We start from the raw sequence: 25,029 nt of genomic DNA, 5'->3' as shown, positions 1-25,029 counted from the left end.
TGATTTAAACTTAATTTCTCTCAATTTCGGGAAAAAGAAGGGCAATAACAATTCAACGCCCGAATGAATCAAGATTTTTATTGAATGGATAATTTAGATTACGGAATTATAGGAAATTGCAGAAGTGCGGCATTAATATCAAAAACGGGTGCAATGGATTGGTGTTGTTTGCCCGAATTTGATTCTTCTTCGGTCTTTGCAAAATTATTGGACGACAAAAAGGGGGGGAGTTTTGAAGTCTTGGTCGATGACAGCTATACCATTAAGCAGCGTTACAAAAAACATACGGCCATTTTGATCACCCACTTTTCCGATGGGGAAAATGCGTTCGAAATAAGGGATTTTATGCCCCGCTACCGTAAAGAGGGTGGTGGTTATAATTCTCCGCCAGAAGTGGTTCGTTATTTTAAATACATCGCAGGAAAGCCCAAATTTAAAATACTGTACAATCCAAAATTAGAATATGCGGCCAGTAAGACGGAGACCTATGTAAAAAAGAATTTTGTCGTAAGCCTTACCCATGGCGACAAATTCGACACTTGTTTTTTATATACCTCGTTCAACAAAAATGCCGTAGTGGAAGGCCGTGAGATAGAACTGGATAACGATGGCTATTTTCTTTTGGGCTATAACGAAAAAATATTCAAGCCCACGGTACGCAAAATATATACAGAGCTGGAGCGTACCAAGGTGTACTGGTTGAACTGGAGCAGTAAAACCCCAAATTACAACAAGTACAACAATCAAATCAGCCGTAGTGCCATCACATTAAAACTATTGAGTTACGATAAAACAGGAGCCGTATTGGCCGCGGCCACTACGTCTTTGCCAGAGACCATAGGGGAGGTACGTAATTGGGACTATCGTTTTTGTTGGATACGTGATGCTTCTATGGCCATTAAGGTCATAGGGGAATTGGGGCATAGGAACGTGGCCAAAAGATATTTACAGTTTATTGTAGACCTTATTCCCGACAAGGACGAAAAACTTCAGATCATGTACGGCATCAATAAAGAGAAAAAGTTGACCGAACAAACATTGGGGCATTTAAAAGGGTACAAGGGCTCAAGTCCAGTACGCATCGGCAATGCCGCCTACAAACAAAAGCAGAACGATATTTATGGTATTTTGATGGATGTTATCTGCGAACAGCTTACCCACTACAGTAATGATATCGAAAATGGTGAGGAGCTTTGGGGCATTACCAAGGGTATTGTATGGATCGTTGCCAAACACTGGAAAGAGGCCGATAAGGGAATATGGGAATTCAGGAGCGAGGACCGTCATTTTACTTTCTCAAAAGTCTTATGTTGGGTGGCGATAGATAGGGCCATCAAAGTGGCGAGAATTCTTCATAAGACCCGAAAATTGGAAAAATGGACGCAGTTGGAGCAGGAAATAAAGAACGATATCCATGAAAATGCATGGAACCCAAAAGTCAATGCCTTTACACAATCGTATAGCTCCCCACATTTGGACGCTTCCGTTTTATTGATGGAGTCCTATGGTTTTATTCACGCCAAGGACCCAAAATTTGTAAGCACGGTAAAAGCGATTGAAAAAGAACTGAGTAATGACGGTTTGTTATATCGCTATAAGAACGAAGACGATTTTGGACTACCTTCATCATCTTTTACCATCTGTACCTTTTGGTTTATCAATGCCCTGTTCAAAATAGGGGAGGAAGAAAAAGCAACAAAACAGTTTGATAGGTTACTTTCCTACAGTAATCATCTTGGGTTGTTCAGTGAGGATATCGATTTTAAGACCAAGCGCCTGCTGGGGAACTTTCCGCAGGCCTATTCCCATTTGGCATTAATTGAATGCGCCATAAACTTCTCAAGAAAAGAAACCGAGGAAAAGGTGCTGGAGTCCATGCGATAGTATACACTTATATTTTGGAAATAACGCAAATAGGTCCAATTCTTGTAGTTGAGTATACCTATCGCTTTTTATGTGTTCAATACTCTACATACACTATTTTACTCTTCCTTATAAACACATCGATTTAAAATAATGGCTAACATAATTTGACTCGAATACCAGGTTACGCACTTAAAACGTTAATCTGATCAATATTTAATGTTAAACATGTTAAAATTTGATTAAATCCAAATCTTTGGGGAACTTTTTGATGCTATAAAATGTCTACATAGTAGTATAGGTCAACAGATTTATTTTGGTCATAATATACACAAAAAATGAAAGTAATTCCCCTGTATACTGATGAGACCATCCTCATTCGCAAGGCATTGTCCGCCAACAAAGCGGCACAGCGGGGACTCTATGACAAATATGCACCAATTATGTTGGCGGTCTGCAGGCGGTATGTACGCGATAAGCATTATGCCGAAGATGTAATGATACAAGGTTTTTACAAAGTATTTCTACAATTACATACGTTTAGGGGCAAGGGTAGTTTTGAAGGTTGGGTCAAGCGTATAATGATACATGAAGCCTTGAACTTTATTAAAAAGAACCGCCCATTGGTGTTTTATAAAAACCTGGCTGATCGTGAAAGTTTTTGTAGCCCCAATATCTCATTAAAGGCAGATGCCGAGTATTTATTACGGATAATTGATGAATTGCCCATGGGGTACCGATTTGTTTTTATGCTCCATGCCGTTGAGGGATACAAACATATTGAAATAGCCAAGGTAATGCAGATTTCTGAAAACACTTCAAAATCAAAGCTTTCGAAAGCACGAAAAATTCTCAGGAAGAAATTAGAACTACAAAGAAAAAAAAGTGAAGCACTCTAATTTGGATACATACGCTAAAAAAACTTTTGACAAGCTTACGCTTGATCCGAAAAAAGAATCTTGGGATGTACTCTGTGCGAAAATGGAAACATTCAAGAAAAAACGGCGCAAAAAAGCTTTTTACACCAAAATAGCCATGATTATTTGTATGGTGCTTCTTTGCCATGGGTATTTGGATAATAAAATTTGGGAGAGCCGAAAAACAGTGTCAATGGTTTTTGAGGGGGCTGTCGGCGTTACTGATACCGAATTGCTTAGTACGATTAGGGATGATAAAATGAAAAAGGACATCACTGCAAACAAACCCATTTCAATCCCAATAAAAAAGCAAGTATTTGAACCTGTTGAAAAGAAACGTTTTATTGGTAAAGAACGTATTCAAACCAATAATGACAACAGTAGTTTAACTGTAAAAACGAAGAAACAAGGGACGCTACTTGACAAGTTCAAAAGTCCTGAAAAGGTTACAGACGTTGAATTGGATGCTTTATTGCTAAAGGCAAAACAATTAAACGAGCGGGAAGATAATCTTCTAAGAGTTCAACAATTACAGGTTGAAAGAATGCTCGTAAATGCCGAGAAAGAGATAAACCGTTCAAAGAAAGGTAACTTTTACAAACAGATAAAAAAGGGTTACACAAAACTTAAAGCCGTTATGGCTAATTAGTTTTAGAAAAAATAACCGTGTAATGTAAAAAAGGTATTATGATGCGTATTCTATTTTTTGCTGTGCTTTTTATGCTCATATCACAAATAAGCAGTGCCCAACAAAATGAAAGGGAGCAGACCATTTCTTTATTGCGGCAACAGATTAAAAGTATAGAAAAAGAAGAAAAGGAAGCGTTACGAAAACAGGTAGAGGATATAAACAGCCTTTTGGAAAATGGGGTGCTAGATGTTGAAGCCGCCAATAATCTGAAATTAAAGGCTGCACAAGAGCGCAGCAGGCGCATTACAGATAGAAAATCGGTGTTATTGAAAACGATTGCCTTTTTGGAAAAATCGGAAGAGAACCAAAAGTCAGATAATGTTGAGATTTTTTTAGATGTGGATACATACAGTAAAGAAAATGAAGGAATTCAAATGAGTCTTACCAATATAAGTACGAACACTCCAAACAATACCTCACCTGTTCAAAAAACACAACAAGATCAACAGAACGTTATCGTTAAAAACCCAACGACCCTTGACCTTGTTTTCGCCACCGGACTTAACAATACCATAAGCGACGGTATCTCTTGGCAAGATATTGAAGACGAGCTCGATTATGAATTTTACAGCTCTCGTTTTTTGGAAATAGGTTTGGCCTTAAAAACACCACTCTTTAAAAAAAATGGTATACGGTTAAAATATGGCCTATCCTTACAATGGAACGAACTTGAATCAAATGGCAACAGATTTTTTGGTGTAACCGATAATCAAACGGCACTACAGGAGTTTCCTTCGTTGTTACGGGAATCCAATTTTGTGATGACCAATTTAGTGGTACCGGTACAATTGGAGTTTGGCCCTACTAAAAAGAAACGTAACCATAAAAACACGTACTACTCGTCTAGCAACCAGTTTAAAATAGGTGTTGGGGGTTATGTAGGCATTAACTTAAGGACCCGTCAGCGGTTGGAGTACACTTCGATTGCAGGTCAGCGCAGGTTTTACGTTGCTGAGGTCATAGATGATTATCAAGTGAACAACCAAATTTATGGGCTAAGCGGTTATGTGGGTATCGGTGCTTTTTCGCTTTACGGAAAGTATGATTTGAATTCCATTTTTGAAAATGGCGTAAAAGATGAACAGTTCGTATCGGTAGGTATTCGGCTAGATCTGTAAATATATTCTGAGTAAAATTTAACAAAAGGTTATTTAAAAACCGATAAAAATCTGTTTTTGTGTATTTGAACTAATTTAAATGTTTATGAGATGAAAAAAATTATAGTAATATTCAGTTTATTGTTTTGTGGTGCCTTAATCGCTCAGCAGAACGCTTCAAAAAATGATATCATCATGACCGCAAACGGTGAGTTGCTGCAGGTAAAGGTGACTAAAGTGACCGAAAACGTCATTAGCTTTAATTATCCCGGGGAAACCGTCATTAATGAGATAAAATCCGATGGAGTTGAAAAAATAGTCTTTGCCAGCGGAAGAACACAAAATTTTGGTGGTACCAAGAGTACTGATGGATCGACAAACAAAAATTTAACGGTAGAGAATACTTTACCTCCAAAAAATGAGATTCCGGTATTGCCCAGTTATGAGGAAAACTCGGTGGCCATAGTACCTTTGGACTTCAAACGCAATGGATCTTATGAAAAAACCTTGGCGAGCAATGCAACTGAATATACCGTTGGTTTAATATCGGGCAAAGCAAAAACCAAAGGCTTAAAAGTGTTGGAAATGGACAAAGCCATTGAAAAATTGGTAAACGCCGGTGTAAATTATAGCAAACTCAGGCAAGCTTCCCCAGATGCATTACGGAAGATTTTTGGAACGGAATTTATCCTATATCTATCCATAGATGAAAATGAAAAAAATAGTGCTACACCATCAGATTTTATGGCAGATGCCGCAAATGACAACAGTCAACTTGAGCGTATGATAAACCTAAGGTTGTACCAGGTAGATAATGATGTGGAAACCTTTGAAGTAGATTTTTCCGAAAACGTATTTCTAAATAAAAATTCTGGACAACGTCTAGCTACCAGTGGTAAATGGAAATCTTCTTTGCGGTATTTGACGGAACAATTGTTCGCCTCCAATGTTTTGACCGAGTAAAATCTAGTTTTGATTTGTTTACACGACATGGTCAGGCTGTAGTTAATCGCGCCTTCTATTTTGTGATAGGAGTGCCTATAATCTTGGTGTAAGCTATGGTATTCTAACGGTAAGCACGTCTGAAATGTGCTTTTAAATCAATCCATCGGCGATGTTTTTTATTTTTTCTAAAAGCGATTTCAAATGTTTTTCTGTGGTAAACGGATTCATTATAGTGCATCGCAAATAATGAACTCCCCGTAATTTGGTCTGCACGATATAGTATTCCCCATCTTCCAGTAAAATTCGACGGATTTTTTCATTCAAGGTATTTGCGGTATCTATATCAAGTGTCGGCTTTACAAATCGAAAACAAACAATATTGGAAACCGGTTTTGTGGCTATTTCAAAATACGGATCATTTTCAACGATATTGCCAAAAAGATGTCCCATGTCATAAAGGTGGGTAACGTACGCCTCAAAAATGTCCTCACCATAAAATTTGAGCATGGCGTACCAATGAATACTCATCATGGTTTTGGTGCATTCGAAGGTTTTCTTGCCAGAATTGTACCAATCTTCATGGTCATATTGCGTGAGCAGATAATCTGCTTTTTGACTAAATGTAGCTGTAGCGTTTTTACCGTCCTTAAAAAGCAGGGCAGTGGTTATAGTGGGCATCATCATCATTTTGTGTCCGTCTATAACTACAGAATCTGCTTTGTCGATACCTTCCAAGGTATGCTTGTGTTTTTTGGAAAAAATAGCAGCTCCGCCGTGGGCGCCATCTACATGAAACCATAAATCCTTTTTTTTGGCAAAATCGTTTATCTCGGTCAAATTATCATAGATTCCCGTTGCGGTCGATGGTGCGCTTCCCACAATGGCAAATATTTTTATTCCTTTGTCGGTGATCTTTTGAAAGGCCTCCTCTAAAAGCAAAGTGTTCATTTGAAAGCCTTCGGTAGCAGGAATTTTAATAATTCCTTTTTCTCCCAACCCCATAATTTTTGCGGCACGATCAACACAGTAATGGGCCTCTTCCGAAACTATGATTCCGAGATTTTCAGAATGCCCTTCATTCCAAATATCATCTGCAATTATGGCTTTTCGTGCGCTCAAAAGAGCCGTTAAATTGGCCAATGTTCCGCCTGATGTCAAAAAGCCACTGGATTTTTTTTCAAAACCAATTTTTTCACATAGCCAATCCGTGATCACTCTCTCAATTGCCGAAGGTGCCATACCCATTTCGTAAACTGCCATGCCGTTGTTCAGCAAAGCGCTGATCATCCCTGTCAAAGCGGTAATTGGAGCTGTAGGACTCACTTGATGTCCAATATATTTTGGGTGGTGCACATACGTGGTACGCTGGGTAATTTGCGAAAACAAGGTGTTTTTGTTTCCGTTTTGAAGAAAATCGTTCCAAAATTCAAGCTCAGTATCCGGTTCGTTCCACTGAATGGCTTTACGTGACTTTTCTTGAAGCTTGTCTTCTAAATGGTCGGCCAGCTCGTCAACAAGTTGATGTCCACGTTTTCTAAAATCATCTGTGGCATATGCCTTTTTAAGAATAGATTTATCCATACTTTATTGACTATGTGTTTTTTATGTATTTTTAAGAAAAAGTATACAGTAGCTCCACTAAGCACACAAAATAGGAATAAAATGGAAACAAACGATAGAAGAAATTGGTTAAAACAAGTTGGCCTAGGTATTGCAGGTTTTGGGTTGGCGAGTATGAATGGGTATGGTTCTGAAACTATTTTACCAGAATACAAAAACCATAACAATGTTCCTATTTTGTTGGGGTCCAATGAAAACCCGTACGGGCCATCTGAATTGGCAAAAAAAGCAATACTCGAAAGTTTGAGTAAAAACAATCGCTATGGCATGAATATTACCATGCAACTGGCAGAAAGTCTGGCCAAAAAAAATGGCCTATCTAAAAACAATATCCTCATGTCCCCAGGTTCATCGGCGATATTGGATTTGGTCGCGCAATTTGCTTCGCTACAGAAAGGAAATTTCATAACAGCTGAGCCCACTTTTAATTATTGGGGGTCGGCAGCTGAGGCTTTGGGCTTGAACAAGATTTCTATTCCCCTAACGCGGGATAAACAACATGATTTGGATGCCATGTTCGCAGCCATAGATACTAACACACAGTTGGTTTATGTTTGCAATCCCAATAACCCAACGGGAACTTTATGTGACGAATCAGAGCTTAGGTCTTTTGTAAAAAAAGCGACCGAAAAGACATTGGTTTTATTGGACGAAGCTTATTTGGAATTTACCGATCAAAATTCTTTGAGTGATATGTTGACCTCAAATCAGAACCTGATTATAACCAAAACGTTTTCTAAAATATATGGACTTGCAGGGGCTAGGGTAGGTTATGCCTTGGCAAACGAAAACTTAATGCGCAAGATTAAGAAACTAAGAACTTGGTCGGGTATAGGTATAGGTGTGGTATCATCCTCAGCTGCTTTAGCCACCTTATATGATGTTGATTTTACGGAACGTACCCGTATGTTGAATCAAAAGGCAAGAGCGTACACTATCAAGCAACTTGAACAATTGAATATTAAATGCATCCCTTCTTACACCAATTTTATTTATTTTTCCTTGGCGGATTATACACATGATTTTTTTGATAAGCTTAAAAAAGCTAACATAACAGGAACCCGAGTTTATGAGGAAGATGGTCAATGGTCAAGAATATCAATTGGAACTATGGAAGAAATGAAATATTTCATAAGAGCACTAGGCTGAAACACTGTTAGAAATTATTTTATTTTCTGACGGTTCAAAAAATGAACGCTGAATTGAAACGTATTTCAGGTATAAAAAAACCACTCTTTTATGAGTGTTTTTTCCTTCTGTGTTAAAACCGAATTTTTTCAATCCGAATTAGTCAAAGGTGTACCCGTTATCAACAGCTACTTTGTCCGCAATTTGTGTACGTAAAGCCACTATGTTGGGGTAATTGGTGTATTTTGTAAAACGTTTTAGTCCCATTAACATCATTCTTTGTTCATCTCCTTCGGCGAAGGAAACTATGGCTTCCCTACCTTTTTTCATTACTATTTCCACGGCCTCATAAAGATATAGCTTGGACATCGCTATTTGTGTAGCTTGAGCTTCCTCACCAAAACGTTTTGCATTTTTCTCTGTTCTAAGGATAGTACTTTCGGCCATATAGACTTCGATAAGAATGTCAGATGCTGCAAGCATCAATTGTTGGTGCTTTTCCAGTTCAGGGCCAAACTTTTGCACTGCGGAACCGGCAACCATTAAGAACACTTTCTTTAATCGTTTGATCAAATCTTTTTCTTCTGCAAACAGTTTAGAAAAATCAGGAGTGTCAAAGGAAGGAATTCCCATTAATTCTTCTCCTACCGCTGTTGCCGGACCTAATAGGTCAACATGACCTTTCATGGCTTTTTTGACCAACATGCCCACGGCCAACATTCTATTGATTTCGTTGGTGCCTTCATAAATACGAGCTATTCGTGAATCCCTCCATGCAGATTCCATTGGGGTATCTGCGCTAAAGCCCATACCCCCGAAAATTTGTATACCTTCATCCGAAGTTATTTGACAATCCTCAGAAACGGCGACTTTGAGTATGGAGCATTCTATGGCATATTCCTCAACACCTTTTAATTCTGCATCTTGGTGTGAATTGCCTTCCGATTCACGAATGGCTATTCTATCTTCGATATTTTTTGCGGCTCTATAGCAAGCGGACTCGCCAACGTATGCATTTGTGGCCATCGTTGCAATTTTAGCCTTAATGGCACCAAAATTTATGATGGGGGTCTTAAATTGAACACGCTCATTGGCATATTTTACAGCCTCGTTCACCACTCTTCTTTGCGCTTCCAAACAAGCTGCCGCTAATTTGATACGACCTACATTTAAAGCATTCATAGCTATTTTGAATCCGTTGCCCCTTTCAGATAGCATATTTTCTACGGGTACCTTGGTATCGTTGAAGAATACTTGGCGGGTAGAGGAGGAGTGGATACCTAATTTTTTCTCTTCATCGCCCAATGAAATTCCATTTTCAGGGTCGTTTTCAACAATAAATCCGGTAATGTTTTTATCATCTTCAATTCGTGCAAATACTATGAACACGTTACAGAAGCCTGCATTGGAAATCCACATTTTTTGCCCGGTAATACTGTAATATGTACCGTCTTCTGACAATACAGCTTTCGTTTTTCCCGAATTTGCATCTGAACCCGCCCCAGGTTCTGTCAAGCAATAGGCACCAAACCATTCGCCCGAAGCCAATTTTGGCACATATTTTTGCTTTTGTTCCTCGGTGCCGTAAAGTGTAATGGGCATGGTCCCAATTCCGGTATGAGCGCCAAAAGCTGTACTAAAAGAGCCTGTTGCTCCAGAAATATAGTCGCAGACCAACATAGTGGAGACAAATCCCATTCCCATACCGCCGTAAGATTCCGGTACCGCTACGCTCAAGAGCCCAAGCTCACCAGCCTTGCGCATGGTTTCCTCAGTGTAGGCATAGTCTTTCTTTTCAAACCGTTCCCAATGTGCCCAAAGTTCTCTATCTACAAATTCTTTGGTACTCTCGCGCATCATGCGCTGTTCTTCGTTTAAATCTTCCAAAGTGAAAACGTCTTCACAATTGGTTTCTTTGACTAGGAATTGGCCTCCTCGTAGTAAGTCGTTTTTTTGTATTGTTTCTGTGCTCATGTTTTTGAGGTTTAAGAATCAAGAGACAAGAATCAAGATTATTTATTTAATCCACCTTGAAATCCTGAAATCATTTTTTGTAATTGTTGTATTTTATTTTCTAGGGATTTGAACTTTTCTTTTTCGATGTATCCTTGTCTGTTAGCTATTATAAGTTGGGTTTCCCATTCAAATGCGGAACCTAAACTATCCTCAATATATTTATTGAAATGTTTATCAGTTGTTTTGCTGGTACCTTCGGCAATATTTGAAGGAATAGATACAGAACATCGCATAAGTTGAGACACTAGATTAAATTTTTCAGAACGGGGAAAAGCATCTATTAGCCTATAAGTTTCATCAACCAAGCTCATCCCTTCTTCCCAAACCTTAAGTTTTTTAAAATTATGACGTCCCATTTTCAAGTCTTGCTTCTTTGCTCTTGTTTCTTTCCTCTATGATAGAAACTCATAAATTCCAGCAGCTCCCTGTCCTGTTCCTACACACATGGTAACCATACCATATTTACCCTGCATGTTACGCTTTCGCATTTCATCAAATAATTGAACGGAAAGTTTAGCTCCTGTACAGCCCAAAGGATGACCTAAGGCAATGGCTCCGCCGTTTACATTTACAATGTCTTGATTTAACCCTAATTCTCTTATTACGGCCAAGGATTGAGAAGCAAAGGCCTCGTTCAATTCAATCAACTCAACATCTTCCTGTTTTAATCCAGCTTGTTTTAATGCCTTAGGTACGGCAGCCACAGGACCAATCCCCATAATTCTTGGGGGTACACCGGCAGCGGCATAATTGACTAAACGTGCAATGGGTTCTAAATTCAATTCTTTGACCATTTCTTCGCTCATTACCATCACAAACGCAGCACCATCGCTCATTTGAGAAGAATTCCCCGCTGTAACACTTCCACCCGCTGCAAAAACAGGGCGCAATTTGTTCAACACTTCTACCGAAGTACCTTTTCTGGGTCCTTCATCTTTGGTCACCGTATATTTTTTGGTTGCTTTTTTACCATTGGCATCAATATAGGTCTGCTCTACTTCAATAGGTGCAATTTGGTCCTGAAACCTATCTTCTGCTTGCGCTTTCAATGCTTTCATGTGCGAATTATATGCAAATTCGTCTTGGTCTTCCCTAGAAACTTTATATTCATTGGCAACTGCTTCTGCCGTATTTCCCATGCCCCAGTAATAGTCCTCATGACCTTCACTTACCAAATCGTAGTTGAGTTCGGTCTTGTATCCCGTCATCGGAACAGAACTCATGCTTTCCGCTCCGCCGGCAATAATACAATCTGCCATTCCAGCTTGAATCTTGGCCGTAGCAATTCCTATAGTTTCAATTCCCGAGGAGCAAAATCGGTTTACGGTTACTCCAGGTACATCAACGATATCCAATCCCATCAATGAAATCAATCGGGCCATATTCAGTCCTTGAGAACCTTCTGGCATGGCATTCCCCACAATAACATCGTCAATTCGTTTTTTATCGAAATTTGGGAGCTCCTTCATCATATATTCGATGGTCTCCGCGGCCAATTCATCTGTTCGCTTAAAACGAAAAACTCCTTTAGGTGCTTTTCCTACGGCTGTTCTATAGCCTTTTACTATGTATGCAGTTCTCATTTTCTAATTTCTTAAAGGTTTTCCCGTTTTCAACATGTGCTGAATACGCTCCAATGTTTTTCTTTCGGTACAAAGTGATAAAAAAGCTTCGCGTTCCAGATCCAACAAATATTGTTCATTGACCAATGTTGGTTCGGATAAATCCCCACCAGCCATGACATATGCCAATTTATTGGCAATTTTCTTGTCGTGCTCACTAATGTAGTGACTTGCTTCCATAGAATCGGTGCCTACCAAGAACATTCCAAGTGCCTGCTTCCCTAGAACTTTGATATCCTTTCGTTTTACAGGTTGCGTATATCCGGCTTCCGCCATTAATTTCGCATGGGCTTTGGCTGTTGCTATTTGACGGTCTTTATTTACGACTACAACATCCTTTCCATGTTGCAGAATGCCTAAATCATAGGCTTCATAGGCCGATGTGGAAACCTTTGCCATCCCGATGGTCAAGAAATATTCTTGCAAAACGTTCAATTCTACATCACCTTTTCTAAAGGAATCTTGGGCCCTTAAGGCAAATTCTTTGGAACCGCCACCGCCAGGAATTACCCCGACACCAAATTCTACCAAACCAATGTAAGTTTCCGCAGCAGCGACTACTTTATCAGCATGTAGCGAAAGTTCGCAGCCACCTCCGAGTGTCATGCCATGTGGAGCCGATACCGTGGGTATGGCCGAATATCGCATACGCATCATAGTATCCTGAAACATTTTAATGGCCATGTTCAACTCATCGTATTCTTGCTCCACCGCCATCATGAATATCATCCCGATATTTGCTCCTACGGAGAAGTTGGCTGCTTGATTTCCTACGACCAGTCCTTGAAAATCTTTTTCTGCCAGATCAATGGCTTTGTTCAATCCGGCCAAGACATCCCCGCCAATCGTATTCATTTTGGATTGGAATTCCACATTTAGGATTCCATCGCCTAAATCCTCTACAACAACACCGCTATTTTTAAAGACTTCTTTTGATTTTCTAATATTGTCCAAAATGATGAAGGCGTCCTGTCCAGGAATCTTTACCATTTCTTTCTTTGGAATATCATAGAAATAGGTCGCACCGTCCTTTACACTATAGAAGGAATCGATTCCAGCTGCTTTCATATCCGCCACCCAAGAGGCCGCTTCTTGATTTTCAGCAGCTATAAATTCCAGACCTTTATCCAATCCTACGGCATCCCAAATCTGAAACGGGCCATGCTCCCAGCCAAAACCGGCTTTCATAGCGTCATCAATCTTATATAATTCGTCAGTGATTTCAGGAATTCGATGCGATACGTAAGCGAATAACTGACCAAAGCTCTTTCTATAAAATTCTCCAGCTTTGTCTTTTCCTCCCGTTAAAACAGAAAATCTATCCACTACTTTATCTATGGTCTTCGTCAATTCCAAAGTGGCGAACTTCGCACTCTTTTTTGACCGATACTCCATGGTATCCAAGTCCAGCGTCAAGATTTCGGTTTTGCCTTTGGCGTCTTTGGATTTTTTGTAGAAGCCTTGCCCGGTTTTGCTTCCCAGCCACTTATTTTCCATCATGGTGGAAATAAAATCCGGTAACGAAAACAAGGCATGACGCTCATCATCCTTACAATTTTCCGCAATACCATTGGCTACATGCACCAAGGTATCCAACCCAACTACATCGACCGTTCTAAAAGTGGCCGATTTTGGCCGACCGATAACGGGACCTGTCAATTTATCAACTTCTTCAACGGTCATCCCCATTTCCTTGACCATATGAAAAAGGCTCTGAATACTGAATATACCGATACGGTTTCCGATGAAAGCAGGAGTATCTTTGGCAACTACTGAAGTTTTTCCAAGAAACTGCTCCCCATACCCGTTTAGAAAATCCAGTACTTCTGATGAGGTTTTTGGGCCTGGAATAATTTCAAAAAGTTTTAAATAACGTGCTGGATTGAAGAAATGCGTACCACAGAAATGCTTTTGGAAATCATCGCTTCGCCCTTCGGACATGAATTTTATAGGAATCCCTGATGTATTAGAAGTAATCAAAGTTCCCGGTGTTCTATGTTTTTCAAGATTTTCAAACACTTTTTGTTTAATGTCCAAGCGTTCAACGACAACCTCGATTATCCAATCAACTTCAGAAACCTTTACTGTATCGTCTTCCAAATTACCCGTTGTAATTCTGTCGGCGAATTTCTGGTGGTAAATTGGTGAGGGTTTCGATTTTAATGCTGTGGCCAACGAATCGTTTACCAACCTATTTCTTACAATAGTGTCATCTAAAGATAGGCCTTTGGCTTTTTCTTTATCGGTAAGTTCTCTGGGAACAATATCCAAGAGTAGTACCTCTACGCCAATGTTGGCAAAATGGCATGCGATACCGCTACCCATGATACCTGAACCGATTACCGCTACTTTTTTAATATGCTTGTTCATTATGGTAAACTGCTATTATGAATGATTTGATATGTCTTTTATATATACTTTTTTATCGGATATAAGCTTATTGATAGTCTCTGTCACCTCAAAAAAATGATTTAATTTCTCCTCTGGAACATGTTTTTTGATAACCTCGTTAAAGCGCAACACCACATCTTTGGAGTCTTTTCTTTTTTCGAGGCCAAAATTGGTCAAATGAATCAACACGCCTCTGCCATCTGAGGGATTAGGTCGCCTTTCAATCAAACCTTTTTCTTCCATACTTTTTAAAATCCTGGAAAGGCTCGTAGCTTCCATGCCCATTTTAGGTCCTAAAGCGGTAGATGGTGTACCAGTTTTTGGATCTATGCTCAATAAGGTAAAGCCTACGGCCATGGTGGTCTCAAATTGTTTAGCTTCTTCATTATACATACGAGCTACTGCTTGCCAAGTGGCACGAAGAGCATAATCAATCGTAATTTCCTTCATAGGATCTTAATTGCAATCAAATATATTAAAAATTTATTATGCGTGCATAATAAATGTATGTAAAGTTTTTTAAATCTTGATTATAAAGAAAAGTAAATGTTCAGGTGTTTATTTGCTCTCTGTTTATGATTTCAGCTCCTATTTTTGTACTGAAGATAGATGGGATTACCGCTAAGTGGTAAATGATGGGTACCAAAAATGTGATAGTATTTTCATGATCGCTCATAATATGATAAATACATTTCCCAACATAAAGCCTTTGTTGCCCGACCAAGAAAGTTTATTGCCAAAATTATTTTTTGTATTTGAACAGTTTCAGATAGTATATTTTTTAACACCAATCTATAATTCTATTCAGGATAACAATTTTTTTAAAAAATTAATGTTGGTAGATATCATTATAAAGGCCGATATATTTTTCCTTTATGATTTTGCGGCGCAATTTCATCGTTGGCGTTAGATGACCATCGGAGATACTCCAGATATCTGGAGTCAATCTAAAAGCTTTCACTTTTTCCCATTTGGCAAAATTCTCATTGGCAAGGTCAACTTCTTCTTGAAATTGTTGCAACACTTTTTCGTTCAATATGATATCGGAATTTTCGCTTATGGTGATATTGTTGTCCTTAGCCCATTCAAAAAGATAGTCGAAATCCGGTTGAATCAATGCCGCGGGCATTTTTTCACCTTCTCCTACAACCATTAGTTGCTCGATAAAGCGAGACTGTTTAAATCGGTTTTCCAATAACTGTGGGGCAACATATTTACCGCCCGATGTCTTGAACATCTCTTTTTTACGATCGGTAATTTTTAGAAAACCGTCTGCATCTATTTCTCCGATGTCTCCAGTATGAAAATAGCCATTGATGATGACTTCGGCAGTTTTTTCGGGGTCTTTGTAGTAGCCCATCATCACTTGTGGGCCTTTGATACAGATTTCCCCGTCCTCGGCTATTTTGACTTCGGTATCCGCTATTGGCTTACCAACCGTACCTATTCTAAAACCACCGTTACGCATATCGTTAACGGAAACCACGGGAGAAGTCTCCGTGAGTCCGTAGCCTTCCATTAGGCCAAATTCAGCTGCATTAAATATGCGTGCCAAACGTGGTTGTAAAGCAGCGCTTCCTGAGGCGATGGTGGATAAATTGCCACCAAGGCCTTCTTTCCACTTACTAAATATCAATTTACGTGCAATGGCCAATTTCTGCTCGTACCACCAGCCGTTTTTGCCATAGGGCTCATATTTTAGCCCCACCTCTACGGCCCAAAAGAAAAGTTTCTTTTTTATACCTGTCAATGCATGGCCTTTGGCAATAATTTTGTCATAGACTTTTTCCAGTAGCCTTGGCACTGCCGTCATAACGTGCGGCGCTACTTCCTTTAAATTATCACTTATGGTCTCCAATGATTCCGCATAGTAAATACTTGTTCCGGTATATTGATACAAATAAATGAGCATACGCTCGTATACATGGCAGAGCGGAAGAAAACTAAGGGCATCCGCACTTCCGTTTTCAACAGGAATTCTAGGTTCACTGTTTATGGCATTACTTACCAAATTTTCATGCGACAGCATAACCCCTTTGGGTCTTCCCGTTGTGCCGGAAGTGTAGATCAGAGTGGCCAGGTCTTTGGGCGTAACCTTAGCCTTAAGCTGTTCAACCTCTTCTTGGTTGCCGGTATCTTCCCCTTTTTTCAGCACTTCTGACCAATGGTGACAATTCTTTAGCTCATCAAAGGAATATACATCTTTTAATTTTTTTAATTTACCACTAATAGCGAGTATCTTATCCAACACTTCTTGGCACGATACAAAACAGTATTTCGCCTCTGAATGATTCAGAACATACTCGTAGTCATCTTCTGATATGGTAGGGTAAATAGGCACGTTTTGGGCACCAATCTGTAAGATGCCAATGTCGCAGATATTCCATTCGGTACGGTTGTTCATTGATATGATGGCCACTTTGTCGTTGGGTTTTACGCCCATTCGCAAAAGAGCCCTGCTCAAAGCATTGGCCTGATCTAGATATTGCTTGGTAGATGTTGCAACCCACTTTCCCTTATATTTGGTTACAAGAGCTTTATCAAGATTATATTTTTCTAACTGATAATATGGAAAATCAAAAAGTCGGGTTACGTTTTGCATACTAGATTTCTAAATGGATATTGCAAAATAGGGAAAGAACGTGGGATTTTAAAATGGTAATCATAAATAACAAAGATTAATTTGTCGATTTTTTAATTTCTATCAATAAATTTTGACGTTACATAAAATTTGGTGTTGTTTATAATTGTGCAAGTGCTGTTTGGCTAAGTTTTGATATATCACCTTTGTATTTTCATTACTTTACTGTTAATATTGAAAATATGGTAAATATGAAGAAAGTTATATTGATTTGTTTGGCGTTATTTACATTGGTGTCATGCTCTAAAGAGCGGCCCAAAATTCCGGTCTATGCCTGGACAGGAGGCCCGGGAAACGATAGTGACGAGGAATTACTGATCAAGTTCAAGGACTTCAAAGACAAGGGAATAGATGGATTGATGTACAATGGCGGGCATAATCCCGAAACTTATAAAAGAGTAGGAGCCTTGGTAAAACAAGCAGGTATGCAATTTCATGCATGGATACCTACGATGGTACAAGGGGAGAACCCTAAAATTTCCAAAGACCTATACGCCCATAACCGAAATGGGGAATCGGCCTTCGACAAACCTGCGTATGTGGATTATTATAAGTTTTTATGCCCGAACAAAGAAGGTACCTATAATTTTTTGGCTGATTTATACGGAAACGTAGCCGCAGTTGAACATATAGATGGTATACATTTGGACTACATACGCTTTCCCGATGTTATCTTGGCAGAAGGCCTTTGGGATAAATACGGTTTGGTAATGGATAAGGAATATCCCGAGTACGATTATTGTTATTGTGATACATGTACATCGGATTTCAATGGGAAAACCGGAATCGATATTACCGAAGTTGATGATGCTTCACAGATACAGGAATGGAAACAGTACCGGTATGACCTGATAACAAATATGGTATCACGTTTGGCAAAAGTGGTGCATGGTAAAGACAAAGTCATAAACGCTGCGGTATTCCCTGGCCCGACCATTGCAAAAAAACTTGTACGCCAAGAGTGGGATAAATGGGATTTGGATGCGGTATACCCTATGAACTATAATGATTTTTATGTAAAAGGCCCTGAATGGGTAGGAGAGATGGTTACAGAAGAGGTAAATGCGGTAAACGGCTCAAAACCAATTTATAGTGGATTGTTTATTTGCCCCAACTCCGAAGATAAGACCAAAGAGAACGACCCGGAAAACCATGGGTTATTACCTTCAGAAATTGAAACAGCTATACGGACTTCAATGGAAAATGGCGCTACTGGCATTTGCCTTTTTACTCCCGAACGCATGCAAACGGAGCATTGGGAAGCGTTTGAAAAGGCCATTTACAAAGAGTATGAAAAAAACCAATAAAGCTAAATATGCAATTTCATACCTTCATGGCTGGCTTTAAAACCAAGTTTTTCGTAGAATTTGAGGGCTTCCGGTCGTTTTTTATCGGTAGTTAGCTGTACAACATGGGCATTCCTTTCTTTGGCTGCCTTTATCGCCCATTCAAATAATTGTTGGCCTATGCCTTGGTTGCGATAGCTTTCGTGAACCCGTACCGCTTCAATTTGTGCACGTAGACCGCCTTGGTAGGTCAAATATTGAATAAAGGATAATTGCAACGTTCCTATAACTTGTCGCTTGGCCGTCTCGAGCACTATTAACTCTTGGTTAGGGTCGGTAACTATATTATCAAAAGCGTCATAATATTTTTTTGGTAACGGATCTTGATAATCTTCACGTAGTTTGCCCAGTTTATCATCGGCTATCAAACCAACGATGGCAGGTATATCATTCCTAGTTGCCGGGCGAATCTTCATTTTTCTTTGCGAGCTGTTATATCAAATTGTGTAATTGCTTTTATAGGATTCCCTTTTGAGGTAACACCTTCTAAAATTACCTTGTAGGTTGATGGTATATCTGACGCATAAAAGGATATTTTTGCCATACCGTTTTCATCCAACGTTATATTGGGCCTCCAACACAAAGTGTCTCTATAATCAGGTTCATCAAGGGTATTCTCTTTGATATCGTATTTTGGCTCATAAAATTTTTTTGGTTTATTAAGCCCTTGGTGTGAAAAATGTATACTATTACTTTTATCACCATTATTGGCATCAAAAGATTCTTCGCTGCCATCTCTCGTGTAAATCGCTATTATACCATTTGCCGCTCTAGACCCATAAATAGCAGCCCTAGGGCCTTTTATGATATCTATAAAATCAATATCAATAGCCAATAAGAAAGGGTCGTCAAATATAGGTGTGCCGTTCAAAAGCAGTAATACTTTGTTATTTGTACTACCCGACAATGAACCCGAACCTCTCAGAAAAGCACCGTTTCCTCGAATTGACAAGCCGGGTATTCTTCCTTGCAATGCTAGTATTGGATCAATATTTGGAAAGTCTCTCCTCAACTCTTCAAAATCAACAGTATGGGAAGGCACATTATATAATGCAAACCTTCTTTTAAGTTCATATTTGGTCTTTTTTTTATTCTTTTGGGCATTGCCTGTATATTCTTTCAGTTGTATGATATTGTTAGAATAAAAGAATTTGTTACTGTTGTTTTCGGCTCTTTCCAGTAGTGATGTAAAATCGTCAAAAACAAACTTCTTTCTTATGATTTGGTTATGCATCTCACTTCTAATTTTAGGAGACTCCAATGAATCTAATTCAATAACATAACTAAAATCCTTTTCATTTTTTTTCTTTGGTGCACTTTGACCATATTGTGCGGCAGTAAGTAAAACCGTTGTTGTATCGGTAAAAGTAAGATTGCTAAAAACAAAATTACCTAGTGTATCTGTTTTGATTTTGTCTTGCCCCATTTCCTCTTTATTTTTATAGAATAAAGATACTTCTGCATTAATCTGTTTGTTGGAATGGTATTGATATTTGACTTTGCCCTTAATGCTTATGTCGTTTTCGGGTAAAAATGTAACAGCGGGTTTGGTTTTCACTTCATACTTATCAACAAGGTATTGGCGCCAACCTTGTGTCATCATTAATAAATCTAGGTGTTGCTTTCGGTCGGAACCGTTTGAATAAAAGTAATAACCTGGTTGTTCAATTTTGCCACGCAATTGTGAATTCAATAATAAAAAGGTTTTTATATCTGTACTGTATTGTGGGGCGGTTACGGCTTTGTCAACCACTGCTAACGACATATTCACAGTTTCGTCTGTATCATAATATGGTTTCATATCGATTTCCAAATTGATCAGATTTCTCGACACATTTTTATTTTCAGATGCTGAAACAATAGATTGGGTGTTTTTATTCCCATTGTCATGAAATAAAAGTCGTTCAGCTAAGGGTTTATTTTGATTATCCATAAGGGTTAGCTGTACAATACCTTCTTTGAATATATCTTTCGTTATTCTTACAATGGCTGAAGAGCTTTTTTTGTCTGTATTGATTTTGGTCTCAAAAATTATATTCTGTTTTTGTTTACCGATTATTTTAAAGTTGTTGATTTCCCTTTTCAAAGATGACCTGATATCTAATCTGTAATTTTCCCTATCATCTACAAGGGTCATGAGAATACCATTATTAAGGGCCTTGGGCAGAAAAAAAGATTTTCCCAAATCTATATCTGAAATAGTGGCCCAGTAGGTTTTTCCGCTTTTTGGAATAAAATAGAACTTCCCCATGCCTAGATATGAGGTATTAAACTCAATAATTTTTGTGCCAGTTTCATCTATAATTTCCCCAGAGACCGGTATTCCTTTTCCATTAGAATCTATGGCTTTGAAGGCAACATGATTTAAAAAACCGTTGACCATATGCCCTCCTTCGGGGAAAAACTGAATATCGATGTTTTGTTTATTTGAAGTAGATATATTTTTGTTTATAGTAACATCAACAGTATCGGGCTTTGAATTATTTTTATACTTGTTTTTTAACGTATTGCTGGTATTCACGAAAACATTTTTTCTAAAAAAAATACTATCATCAAAATTTCTCATGTAGTTGGTATAGGCACGTAAAGTGTATACACCTTTTTTTGCACGAACAGGTATTTTGAAATTGCCATGATCGTTACTTTCAACACTCTTAAAAGTTTTTTTCTCCAATATTTTAAAATTTGGACCAATGAGTTCAACATAAACTATTTGACTGGGCGTTAGCGGCCTATTGGTAATGCCATTTACCAAATATATTTTAAACCAAATATCTTCTCCGGCAGTGAAAAAGGTTTTGTTGATATGAAGGTATATTTTCTCGGTATGTATTGTATGGTTTGTCTTCTGAGAATTTACATATACTGAGAATAATAAAAACAAAAGTAGTATTGGTTTTATTGACCTGTAAGTTTTGTTTTCATTGTAGTTGACCATCTTTTATAAAGATACCACAGAATCAAGAAATTACCTAACCTCAGTTTTGTTGGAAATACGATATTTCGTATTTTGAATATATTACCCCTTTTTTGTTTCCACCCACTCCTTGGCATTAACAAAGGCTTGTAGCCAAGGCGAAACTTTATCGCTTTGATTGTCTTTTGGGTAGTGTGCCCAATTCCAAGGAAAAATAGAACGCTCCATATGTGGCATGGTCACTAAGTGGCGGCCAGTTTTATCACAGAGCATAGCGGTGTTAAAATCACTACCGTTGGGATTGGCGGGATAGTTTTCATACCCATATTTTGCAACGATGTTATATTTGTCTTCAGAGTGGGGGAGACTGAACTTGCCCTCGCCATGGGATATCCAAACGCCTAAGGTGCTTCCTTCTAAAGATGAGAGCATCACAGAGTTGTTTTTCTGAATTTTGACCGAAGTAAAATTACTTTCATGCTTACCGGAATCATTGTACGTCATCTTTCCATGCGTTTCGTGTTCGGGATTAAGAAGGTCCAATTCCATGAACAATTGGCAACCATTGCAAATTCCAACGGAAAGCGTGTCGGGTCTTGCAAAAAAGTCCATAATGGCCTTATTCGCCTTTTCATTGTATTTTATGGCTCCTGCCCAGCCTTTGGCGCTTCCAAGTACATCGGAGTTGGAGAATCCGCCAACGGCACCCAAAAACTGAATGTCCTCCAAGGTTTCACGCCCCGAAATTAGATCCGTCATATGAACGTCTTTAACATCAAACCCTGCCAAATACATAGCATTGGCCATTTCACGTTCGGAATTACTGCCTTTTTCACGGAGAATAGCTGCTTTTGGCTTCTCGACTCCGCTCGAAGCGACAGGCAGTTTTCCTGTAAATTGACTTGGGAATTCATATCGCAACCCCTGCTCCTTGTAATTATCGAATCGGACTTTTGCCAACCCATTTGCAGTTTGCTTATTGTCCAACAAGTATGAAGTCTTGAACCAAGTATCTCGTAGCGAAGAAATATTCAAGCCCATTTCCATACCGCCGTTCTTGATAGTCAATTCCGCCACGGATGTAACTTTTCCTATTTTTTTGAAATCGATATTCGCGGCTATTAGTATTTGCTCTATGGATGCATCTTTCGCCTGAAAAACAATGCCCGCGTTCTCGGAAAACAAGAGTTTGATCGTGTCAGATTCGCCCAAACTAGAGAGGTCCAGTTCCGCTCCTAAATCTACATCGGCAAAACAAAGTTCCAATAAAGTTGTAATTAGCCCTCCTGAGGCTATATCATGTCCTGCAATGATTTGCCCTTTTTTTATCAAAGTTTGAATTGAATTGAAAACAGATTCAAAGTACGTTTCATCTTTTATAGTTGGGGCTTCACTACCAATGGCATTTCTAATTTGGGCAAATGAAGAACCTCCGAGTTTATAATTGTCTTTGGAAAGGTTGATGTAATAGATGTTTCCCCCGTCTTTCTGCAATACAGGTTCAACCACTTGGGTGATATCATTACAATTTGCGGCAGCGGAGATTACCACTGTTCCTGGTGATATTACATCACCATCTTTGTATTTTTGTTTCATGGAAAGGGAATCCTTTCCCGTTGGCACGTTAACGCCAAGTGCAATTGAAAAATCTGAAACTGCTTGAACCGCTTCGTAGAGTCTGGCATCTTCTCCTTCGTTCTTACAGGGCCACATCCAGTTGGCGGAAAGGGAAACCGATTTCAAACCGTTTTTTAGCGGTGCCCAGACAATGTTGGTCAAGGCTTCGGCGATACTGTTTTTACTTCCAGCGGAGGGGTCAATAAGGCCTGAAATGGGGGAATGGCCAATACTGGTGGCAACCCCTTCTTTTCCTTTAAAATCGAGTGCCATTACGCCTATATTGTTCAAAGGCAACTGTAAGGGCCCGGCACATTGTTGTTTGGCTACCCGGCCACCTACACATCTATCGACTTTGTTCGTCAACCAATCTTTGCAGGCTACAGCTTCCAATTGCAAAACCTGCTCCAGATAATCATGAAAGAATTCCAACGAATATTCAGCCTCGGCATAGCTTCTTTTGACCGTGTTATCGTTCAACATGGTTTTTGGGGAGCTGCCAAATATGTCCGATAGATTTACATCCATTGGTTTCTCTCCAGTGGTCTTAGATTCAAAGGTAAAACGGTCGTCATCGGTAACATCGCCTACTTCATATATAGGGGAACGTTCCCGTTTAGCAATTCTGCCCAACAGTTCAGCCTCGTCTTTTCCAATGACCAAGCCCATACGTTCCTGTGATTCGTTTCCTATAATTTCCTTGGCGGAGAGCGTGGGGTCGCCTACGGGTAGTTTGTCCAAATCTATTTTGCCACCGGTTTCTTCTACCAATTCCGAGAGACAGTTGAGATGTCCGCCAGCACCATGGTCATGAATGGACACAATGGGATTCTTATCACTTTCTACCATACCACGAATGGCGTTAGCGGCTCTTTTCTGCATTTCAGGATTTGAACGCTGTACGGCATTCAATTCGATTGCTGCACTGAATTCTCCCGTATCGGCACTGGAAACAGCTGCGCCACCCATGCCGATACGGTAATTATCACCCCCTAAGATGACGATTTTATCGCCTTTTTTGGGTTGGTCCTTTAAAGCTTGTTCCGCTTTAGCATAGCCAATACCCCCCGCTTGCATAATAACTTTGTCATAACCTAGTCGCCTAGGTATCTCGGCTTTGCCCGGTGCGATTTTTTCTTGGTGCTCAAAGGTCAGCACAGAGCCGCAAATCAAAGGTTGCCCGAATTTGTTCCCAAAGTCCGATGCCCCGTTGGATGCTTTTATAAGAATATCCATTGGCGTTTGATATAACCATGGCCGTTCTTTCATACCTTGTTCCCAAGGCCTATCCTTTTCCAGTCTTGATAAAGCGGTCATGTAGACAGCTGTACCTGCCAAGGGCAATGAGCCTTTTCCACCGGCGAGCCTATCGCGTATTTCGCCCCCTGAACCCGTGGCGGCACCGTTAAAGGGTTCTACTGTTGTCGGAAAATTATGTGTTTCCGCTTTCAAGGAAATAACCGATTCAAATTCCTTTTCTGTGTAAAAGTCGGGTTTATCGGCACTTTTTGGGGCAAACTGTATTACTTTGGGGCCTTTTATAAAGGCGACATTGTCCTTATATGCCGAAACAATATCGTTCGGGTTTTCCTGGGAAGTTTTTTTGATAAGCTTAAAAAGGGATGATGGCATTTCTTTGCCATCGATCACAAAAGTGCCGTTAAAGATTTTATGGCGGCAATGCTCAGAGTTTACCTGACTAAAGCCAAACACTTCGGAATCGGTAAGTTTTCTCCCCATTTTTTTGGACAACCCCTGCAAATAGTCTGCCTCTTCATCACTAAGGGCCAAACCTTCCTGTTGATTATAGGATGCTATATCGTCAATATTTAAGATGGCTTCCGGAGTAATATCAACGTCAAAAATACCTTGCTGCAACCCGTTGAATTTTTGGAAAAGCATAGGGTCAAAATCGCTAGGCTCTCTTTGTGATGCATGAAACTCCTCGATACGAATAATCCCTCTTATCCCCATGTTTTGGGTAATTTCTGTAGCATTGGTACTCCATGGGGTTATCATTGCCGAACGTGGCCCAACAAAAATGGCGTCTAGAGACGCCGCTTGTATTTTAGGTTGGTTGCCGAAAAGCCATGTGAGCTTGTCTGTATCTTCTGCAGAAAGATCTTGGTCTGTTTGTACTGCAAAAACTTTGGTGTTTACGTCTCCAAAAAAGTAAATCATTGCCCCAGTGGATTGTTAGGTTTAATAAAGCACAAAT

Annotated in this window: 17 protein-coding genes; 7 read left to right on the top strand and 10 right to left on the bottom strand. The window is 39.4% G+C overall.

Annotation, left to right across the window (positions count from 1 at the left end):
* The first annotated feature begins 84 nt into the window (after positions 1–84).
* The 5 genes from HYG79_RS00900 to HYG79_RS00880 all read left to right on the top strand — a co-directional run bounded on the left by HYG79_RS00900 (position 85) and on the right by HYG79_RS00880 (position 5,531).
* On the top strand, positions 85–1,884 hold the full coding sequence (locus HYG79_RS00900) for a glycoside hydrolase family 15 protein (RefSeq protein ID WP_179240300.1): 1,800 nt from the start codon (positions 85–87) through the stop codon (positions 1,882–1,884).
* A gap of 317 nt (positions 1,885–2,201) precedes the next feature.
* Positions 2,202–2,762, top strand: coding sequence for an RNA polymerase sigma factor (locus HYG79_RS00895; protein WP_179240299.1), 561 nt, complete (start codon positions 2,202–2,204; stop codon positions 2,760–2,762).
* Positions 2,749–3,429, top strand: a complete 681-nt coding sequence (locus tag HYG79_RS00890; protein ID WP_179240298.1) for a hypothetical protein — start codon at positions 2,749–2,751, stop codon at positions 3,427–3,429. The genes HYG79_RS00895 and HYG79_RS00890 overlap by 14 nt, the downstream gene beginning before the upstream one ends.
* A gap of 38 nt (positions 3,430–3,467) precedes the next feature.
* Positions 3,468–4,589: a hypothetical protein gene (locus HYG79_RS00885; RefSeq protein WP_179240297.1), complete on the top strand. Its 1,122-nt coding sequence runs from the start codon at positions 3,468–3,470 to the stop codon at positions 4,587–4,589.
* Between the two features lie 90 nt (positions 4,590–4,679).
* Positions 4,680–5,531, top strand: coding sequence for a hypothetical protein (locus HYG79_RS00880; RefSeq protein WP_179240296.1), 852 nt, complete (start codon positions 4,680–4,682; stop codon positions 5,529–5,531).
* Positions 5,532–5,663: 132 nt separating this feature from the next.
* Here the strand turns inward: HYG79_RS00880 and HYG79_RS00875 are convergent, their stop codons facing one another.
* Positions 5,664–7,094, bottom strand: a complete 1,431-nt coding sequence (locus HYG79_RS00875; RefSeq protein WP_179240295.1) for a pyridoxal phosphate-dependent decarboxylase family protein — start codon at positions 7,092–7,094, stop codon at positions 5,664–5,666.
* Between the two features lie 81 nt (positions 7,095–7,175).
* Here HYG79_RS00875 and HYG79_RS00870 point away from each other — a divergent pair, with 81 nt between their 5' ends.
* Positions 7,176–8,282 carry a pyridoxal phosphate-dependent aminotransferase gene (locus tag HYG79_RS00870; protein WP_179240294.1) on the top strand — a complete coding sequence of 369 codons (1,107 nt, stop codon included), beginning with the start codon at positions 7,176–7,178 and terminating at the stop codon, positions 8,280–8,282.
* A 138-nt stretch (positions 8,283–8,420) separates the two neighbouring features.
* Here HYG79_RS00870 and HYG79_RS00865 read toward each other — a convergent pair whose 3' ends face one another.
* From HYG79_RS00865 to HYG79_RS00840, 6 genes are all read right to left on the bottom strand, one after another.
* On the bottom strand, positions 8,421–10,235 hold the full coding sequence (locus HYG79_RS00865; RefSeq protein ID WP_179240293.1) for an acyl-CoA dehydrogenase family protein: 1,815 nt from the start codon (positions 10,233–10,235) through the stop codon (positions 8,421–8,423).
* 38 nt (positions 10,236–10,273) lie between these two features.
* A complete protein-coding gene (locus HYG79_RS00860; protein WP_179240292.1) occupies positions 10,274–10,633 on the bottom strand; it encodes a four helix bundle protein in 360 nt (119 codons plus the stop codon).
* A 36-nt stretch (positions 10,634–10,669) separates the two neighbouring features.
* A complete protein-coding gene (locus tag HYG79_RS00855; protein ID WP_179240291.1) occupies positions 10,670–11,860 on the bottom strand; it encodes an acetyl-CoA C-acyltransferase in 1,191 nt (396 codons plus the stop codon).
* Positions 11,861–11,863: 3 nt separating this feature from the next.
* Positions 11,864–14,269, bottom strand: coding sequence for a 3-hydroxyacyl-CoA dehydrogenase/enoyl-CoA hydratase family protein (locus HYG79_RS00850; protein ID WP_179240290.1), 2,406 nt, complete (start codon positions 14,267–14,269; stop codon positions 11,864–11,866).
* 15 nt (positions 14,270–14,284) lie between these two features.
* A complete protein-coding gene (locus tag HYG79_RS00845) occupies positions 14,285–14,740 on the bottom strand; it encodes a MarR family winged helix-turn-helix transcriptional regulator (protein WP_179240289.1) in 456 nt (151 codons plus the stop codon).
* A gap of 379 nt (positions 14,741–15,119) precedes the next feature.
* Positions 15,120–16,892 carry an AMP-dependent synthetase/ligase gene (locus HYG79_RS00840; protein ID WP_179240288.1) on the bottom strand — a complete coding sequence of 591 codons (1,773 nt, stop codon included), beginning with the start codon at positions 16,890–16,892 and terminating at the stop codon, positions 15,120–15,122.
* 230 nt (positions 16,893–17,122) lie between these two features.
* Between HYG79_RS00840 and HYG79_RS00835 the strand changes: the two genes are divergently transcribed.
* The gene (locus HYG79_RS00835; protein ID WP_179240287.1) at positions 17,123–18,238 is read left to right on the top strand and encodes a glycoside hydrolase family 10 protein; all 1,116 of its coding nucleotides are present in this window, start codon (positions 17,123–17,125) and stop codon (positions 18,236–18,238) included.
* A 2-nt stretch (positions 18,239–18,240) separates the two neighbouring features.
* On the opposite strand, the gene HYG79_RS00830 is transcribed toward HYG79_RS00835, so the two are convergent.
* From HYG79_RS00830 to purL, 3 genes are all read right to left on the bottom strand, one after another.
* Positions 18,241–18,693, bottom strand: coding sequence for a GNAT family N-acetyltransferase (locus tag HYG79_RS00830; RefSeq protein WP_179240286.1), 453 nt, complete (start codon positions 18,691–18,693; stop codon positions 18,241–18,243).
* The gene (locus tag HYG79_RS00825; RefSeq protein ID WP_179240285.1) at positions 18,690–21,161 is read right to left on the bottom strand and encodes a TonB-dependent receptor; all 2,472 of its coding nucleotides are present in this window, start codon (positions 21,159–21,161) and stop codon (positions 18,690–18,692) included. Before HYG79_RS00825 ends, HYG79_RS00830 begins: the two co-directional genes overlap by 4 nt.
* Before the next feature lie 135 nt (positions 21,162–21,296).
* Entirely contained in the window at positions 21,297–24,992 is a 3,696-nt protein-coding gene (gene purL / locus HYG79_RS00820) for a phosphoribosylformylglycinamidine synthase (RefSeq protein ID WP_179240284.1), read from the bottom strand.
* Positions 24,993–25,029: the final 37 nt, after the last annotated feature.

This window comes from Costertonia aggregata, assembly GCF_013402795.1.
In the GTDB taxonomy this organism is placed as follows: domain Bacteria; phylum Bacteroidota; class Bacteroidia; order Flavobacteriales; family Flavobacteriaceae; genus Costertonia; species Costertonia aggregata.
The sequence above is the reverse complement of the archived record's forward strand: the minus strand, read 5'-3'. Positions and strand labels throughout refer to the sequence as shown.

Bases quoted from the DNA above. Each gene is read 5' to 3' on its own strand.
- HYG79_RS00900 (WP_179240300.1), top strand. From the start codon at position 85: ATGGATAATTTAGATTACGGAATTATAGGAAATTGCAGAAGTGCGGCA.
- HYG79_RS00895 (WP_179240299.1), top strand. From the start codon at position 2,202: ATGAAAGTAATTCCCCTGTATACTGATGAGACCATCCTCATTCGCAAG.
- HYG79_RS00885 (WP_179240297.1), top strand. From the start codon at position 3,468: ATGATGCGTATTCTATTTTTTGCTGTGCTTTTTATGCTCATATCACAA.
- HYG79_RS00880 (WP_179240296.1), top strand. From the start codon at position 4,680: ATGAAAAAAATTATAGTAATATTCAGTTTATTGTTTTGTGGTGCCTTA.
- HYG79_RS00875 (WP_179240295.1), bottom strand. From the start codon at position 7,094: ATGGATAAATCTATTCTTAAAAAGGCATATGCCACAGATGATTTTAGA.
- HYG79_RS00870 (WP_179240294.1), top strand. From the start codon at position 7,176: ATGGAAACAAACGATAGAAGAAATTGGTTAAAACAAGTTGGCCTAGGT.
- HYG79_RS00865 (WP_179240293.1), bottom strand. From the start codon at position 10,235: ATGAGCACAGAAACAATACAAAAAAACGACTTACTACGAGGAGGCCAA.
- HYG79_RS00860 (WP_179240292.1), bottom strand. From the start codon at position 10,633: ATGGGACGTCATAATTTTAAAAAACTTAAGGTTTGGGAAGAAGGGATG.
- HYG79_RS00855 (WP_179240291.1), bottom strand. From the start codon at position 11,860: ATGAGAACTGCATACATAGTAAAAGGCTATAGAACAGCCGTAGGAAAA.
- HYG79_RS00850 (WP_179240290.1), bottom strand. From the start codon at position 14,269: ATGAACAAGCATATTAAAAAAGTAGCGGTAATCGGTTCAGGTATCATG.
- HYG79_RS00845 (WP_179240289.1), bottom strand. From the start codon at position 14,740: ATGAAGGAAATTACGATTGATTATGCTCTTCGTGCCACTTGGCAAGCA.
- HYG79_RS00840 (WP_179240288.1), bottom strand. From the start codon at position 16,892: ATGCAAAACGTAACCCGACTTTTTGATTTTCCATATTATCAGTTAGAA.
- HYG79_RS00835 (WP_179240287.1), top strand. From the start codon at position 17,123: ATGAAGAAAGTTATATTGATTTGTTTGGCGTTATTTACATTGGTGTCA.
- HYG79_RS00830 (WP_179240286.1), bottom strand. From the start codon at position 18,693: ATGAAGATTCGCCCGGCAACTAGGAATGATATACCTGCCATCGTTGGT.
- purL (WP_179240284.1), bottom strand. From the start codon at position 24,992: ATGATTTACTTTTTTGGAGACGTAAACACCAAAGTTTTTGCAGTACAA.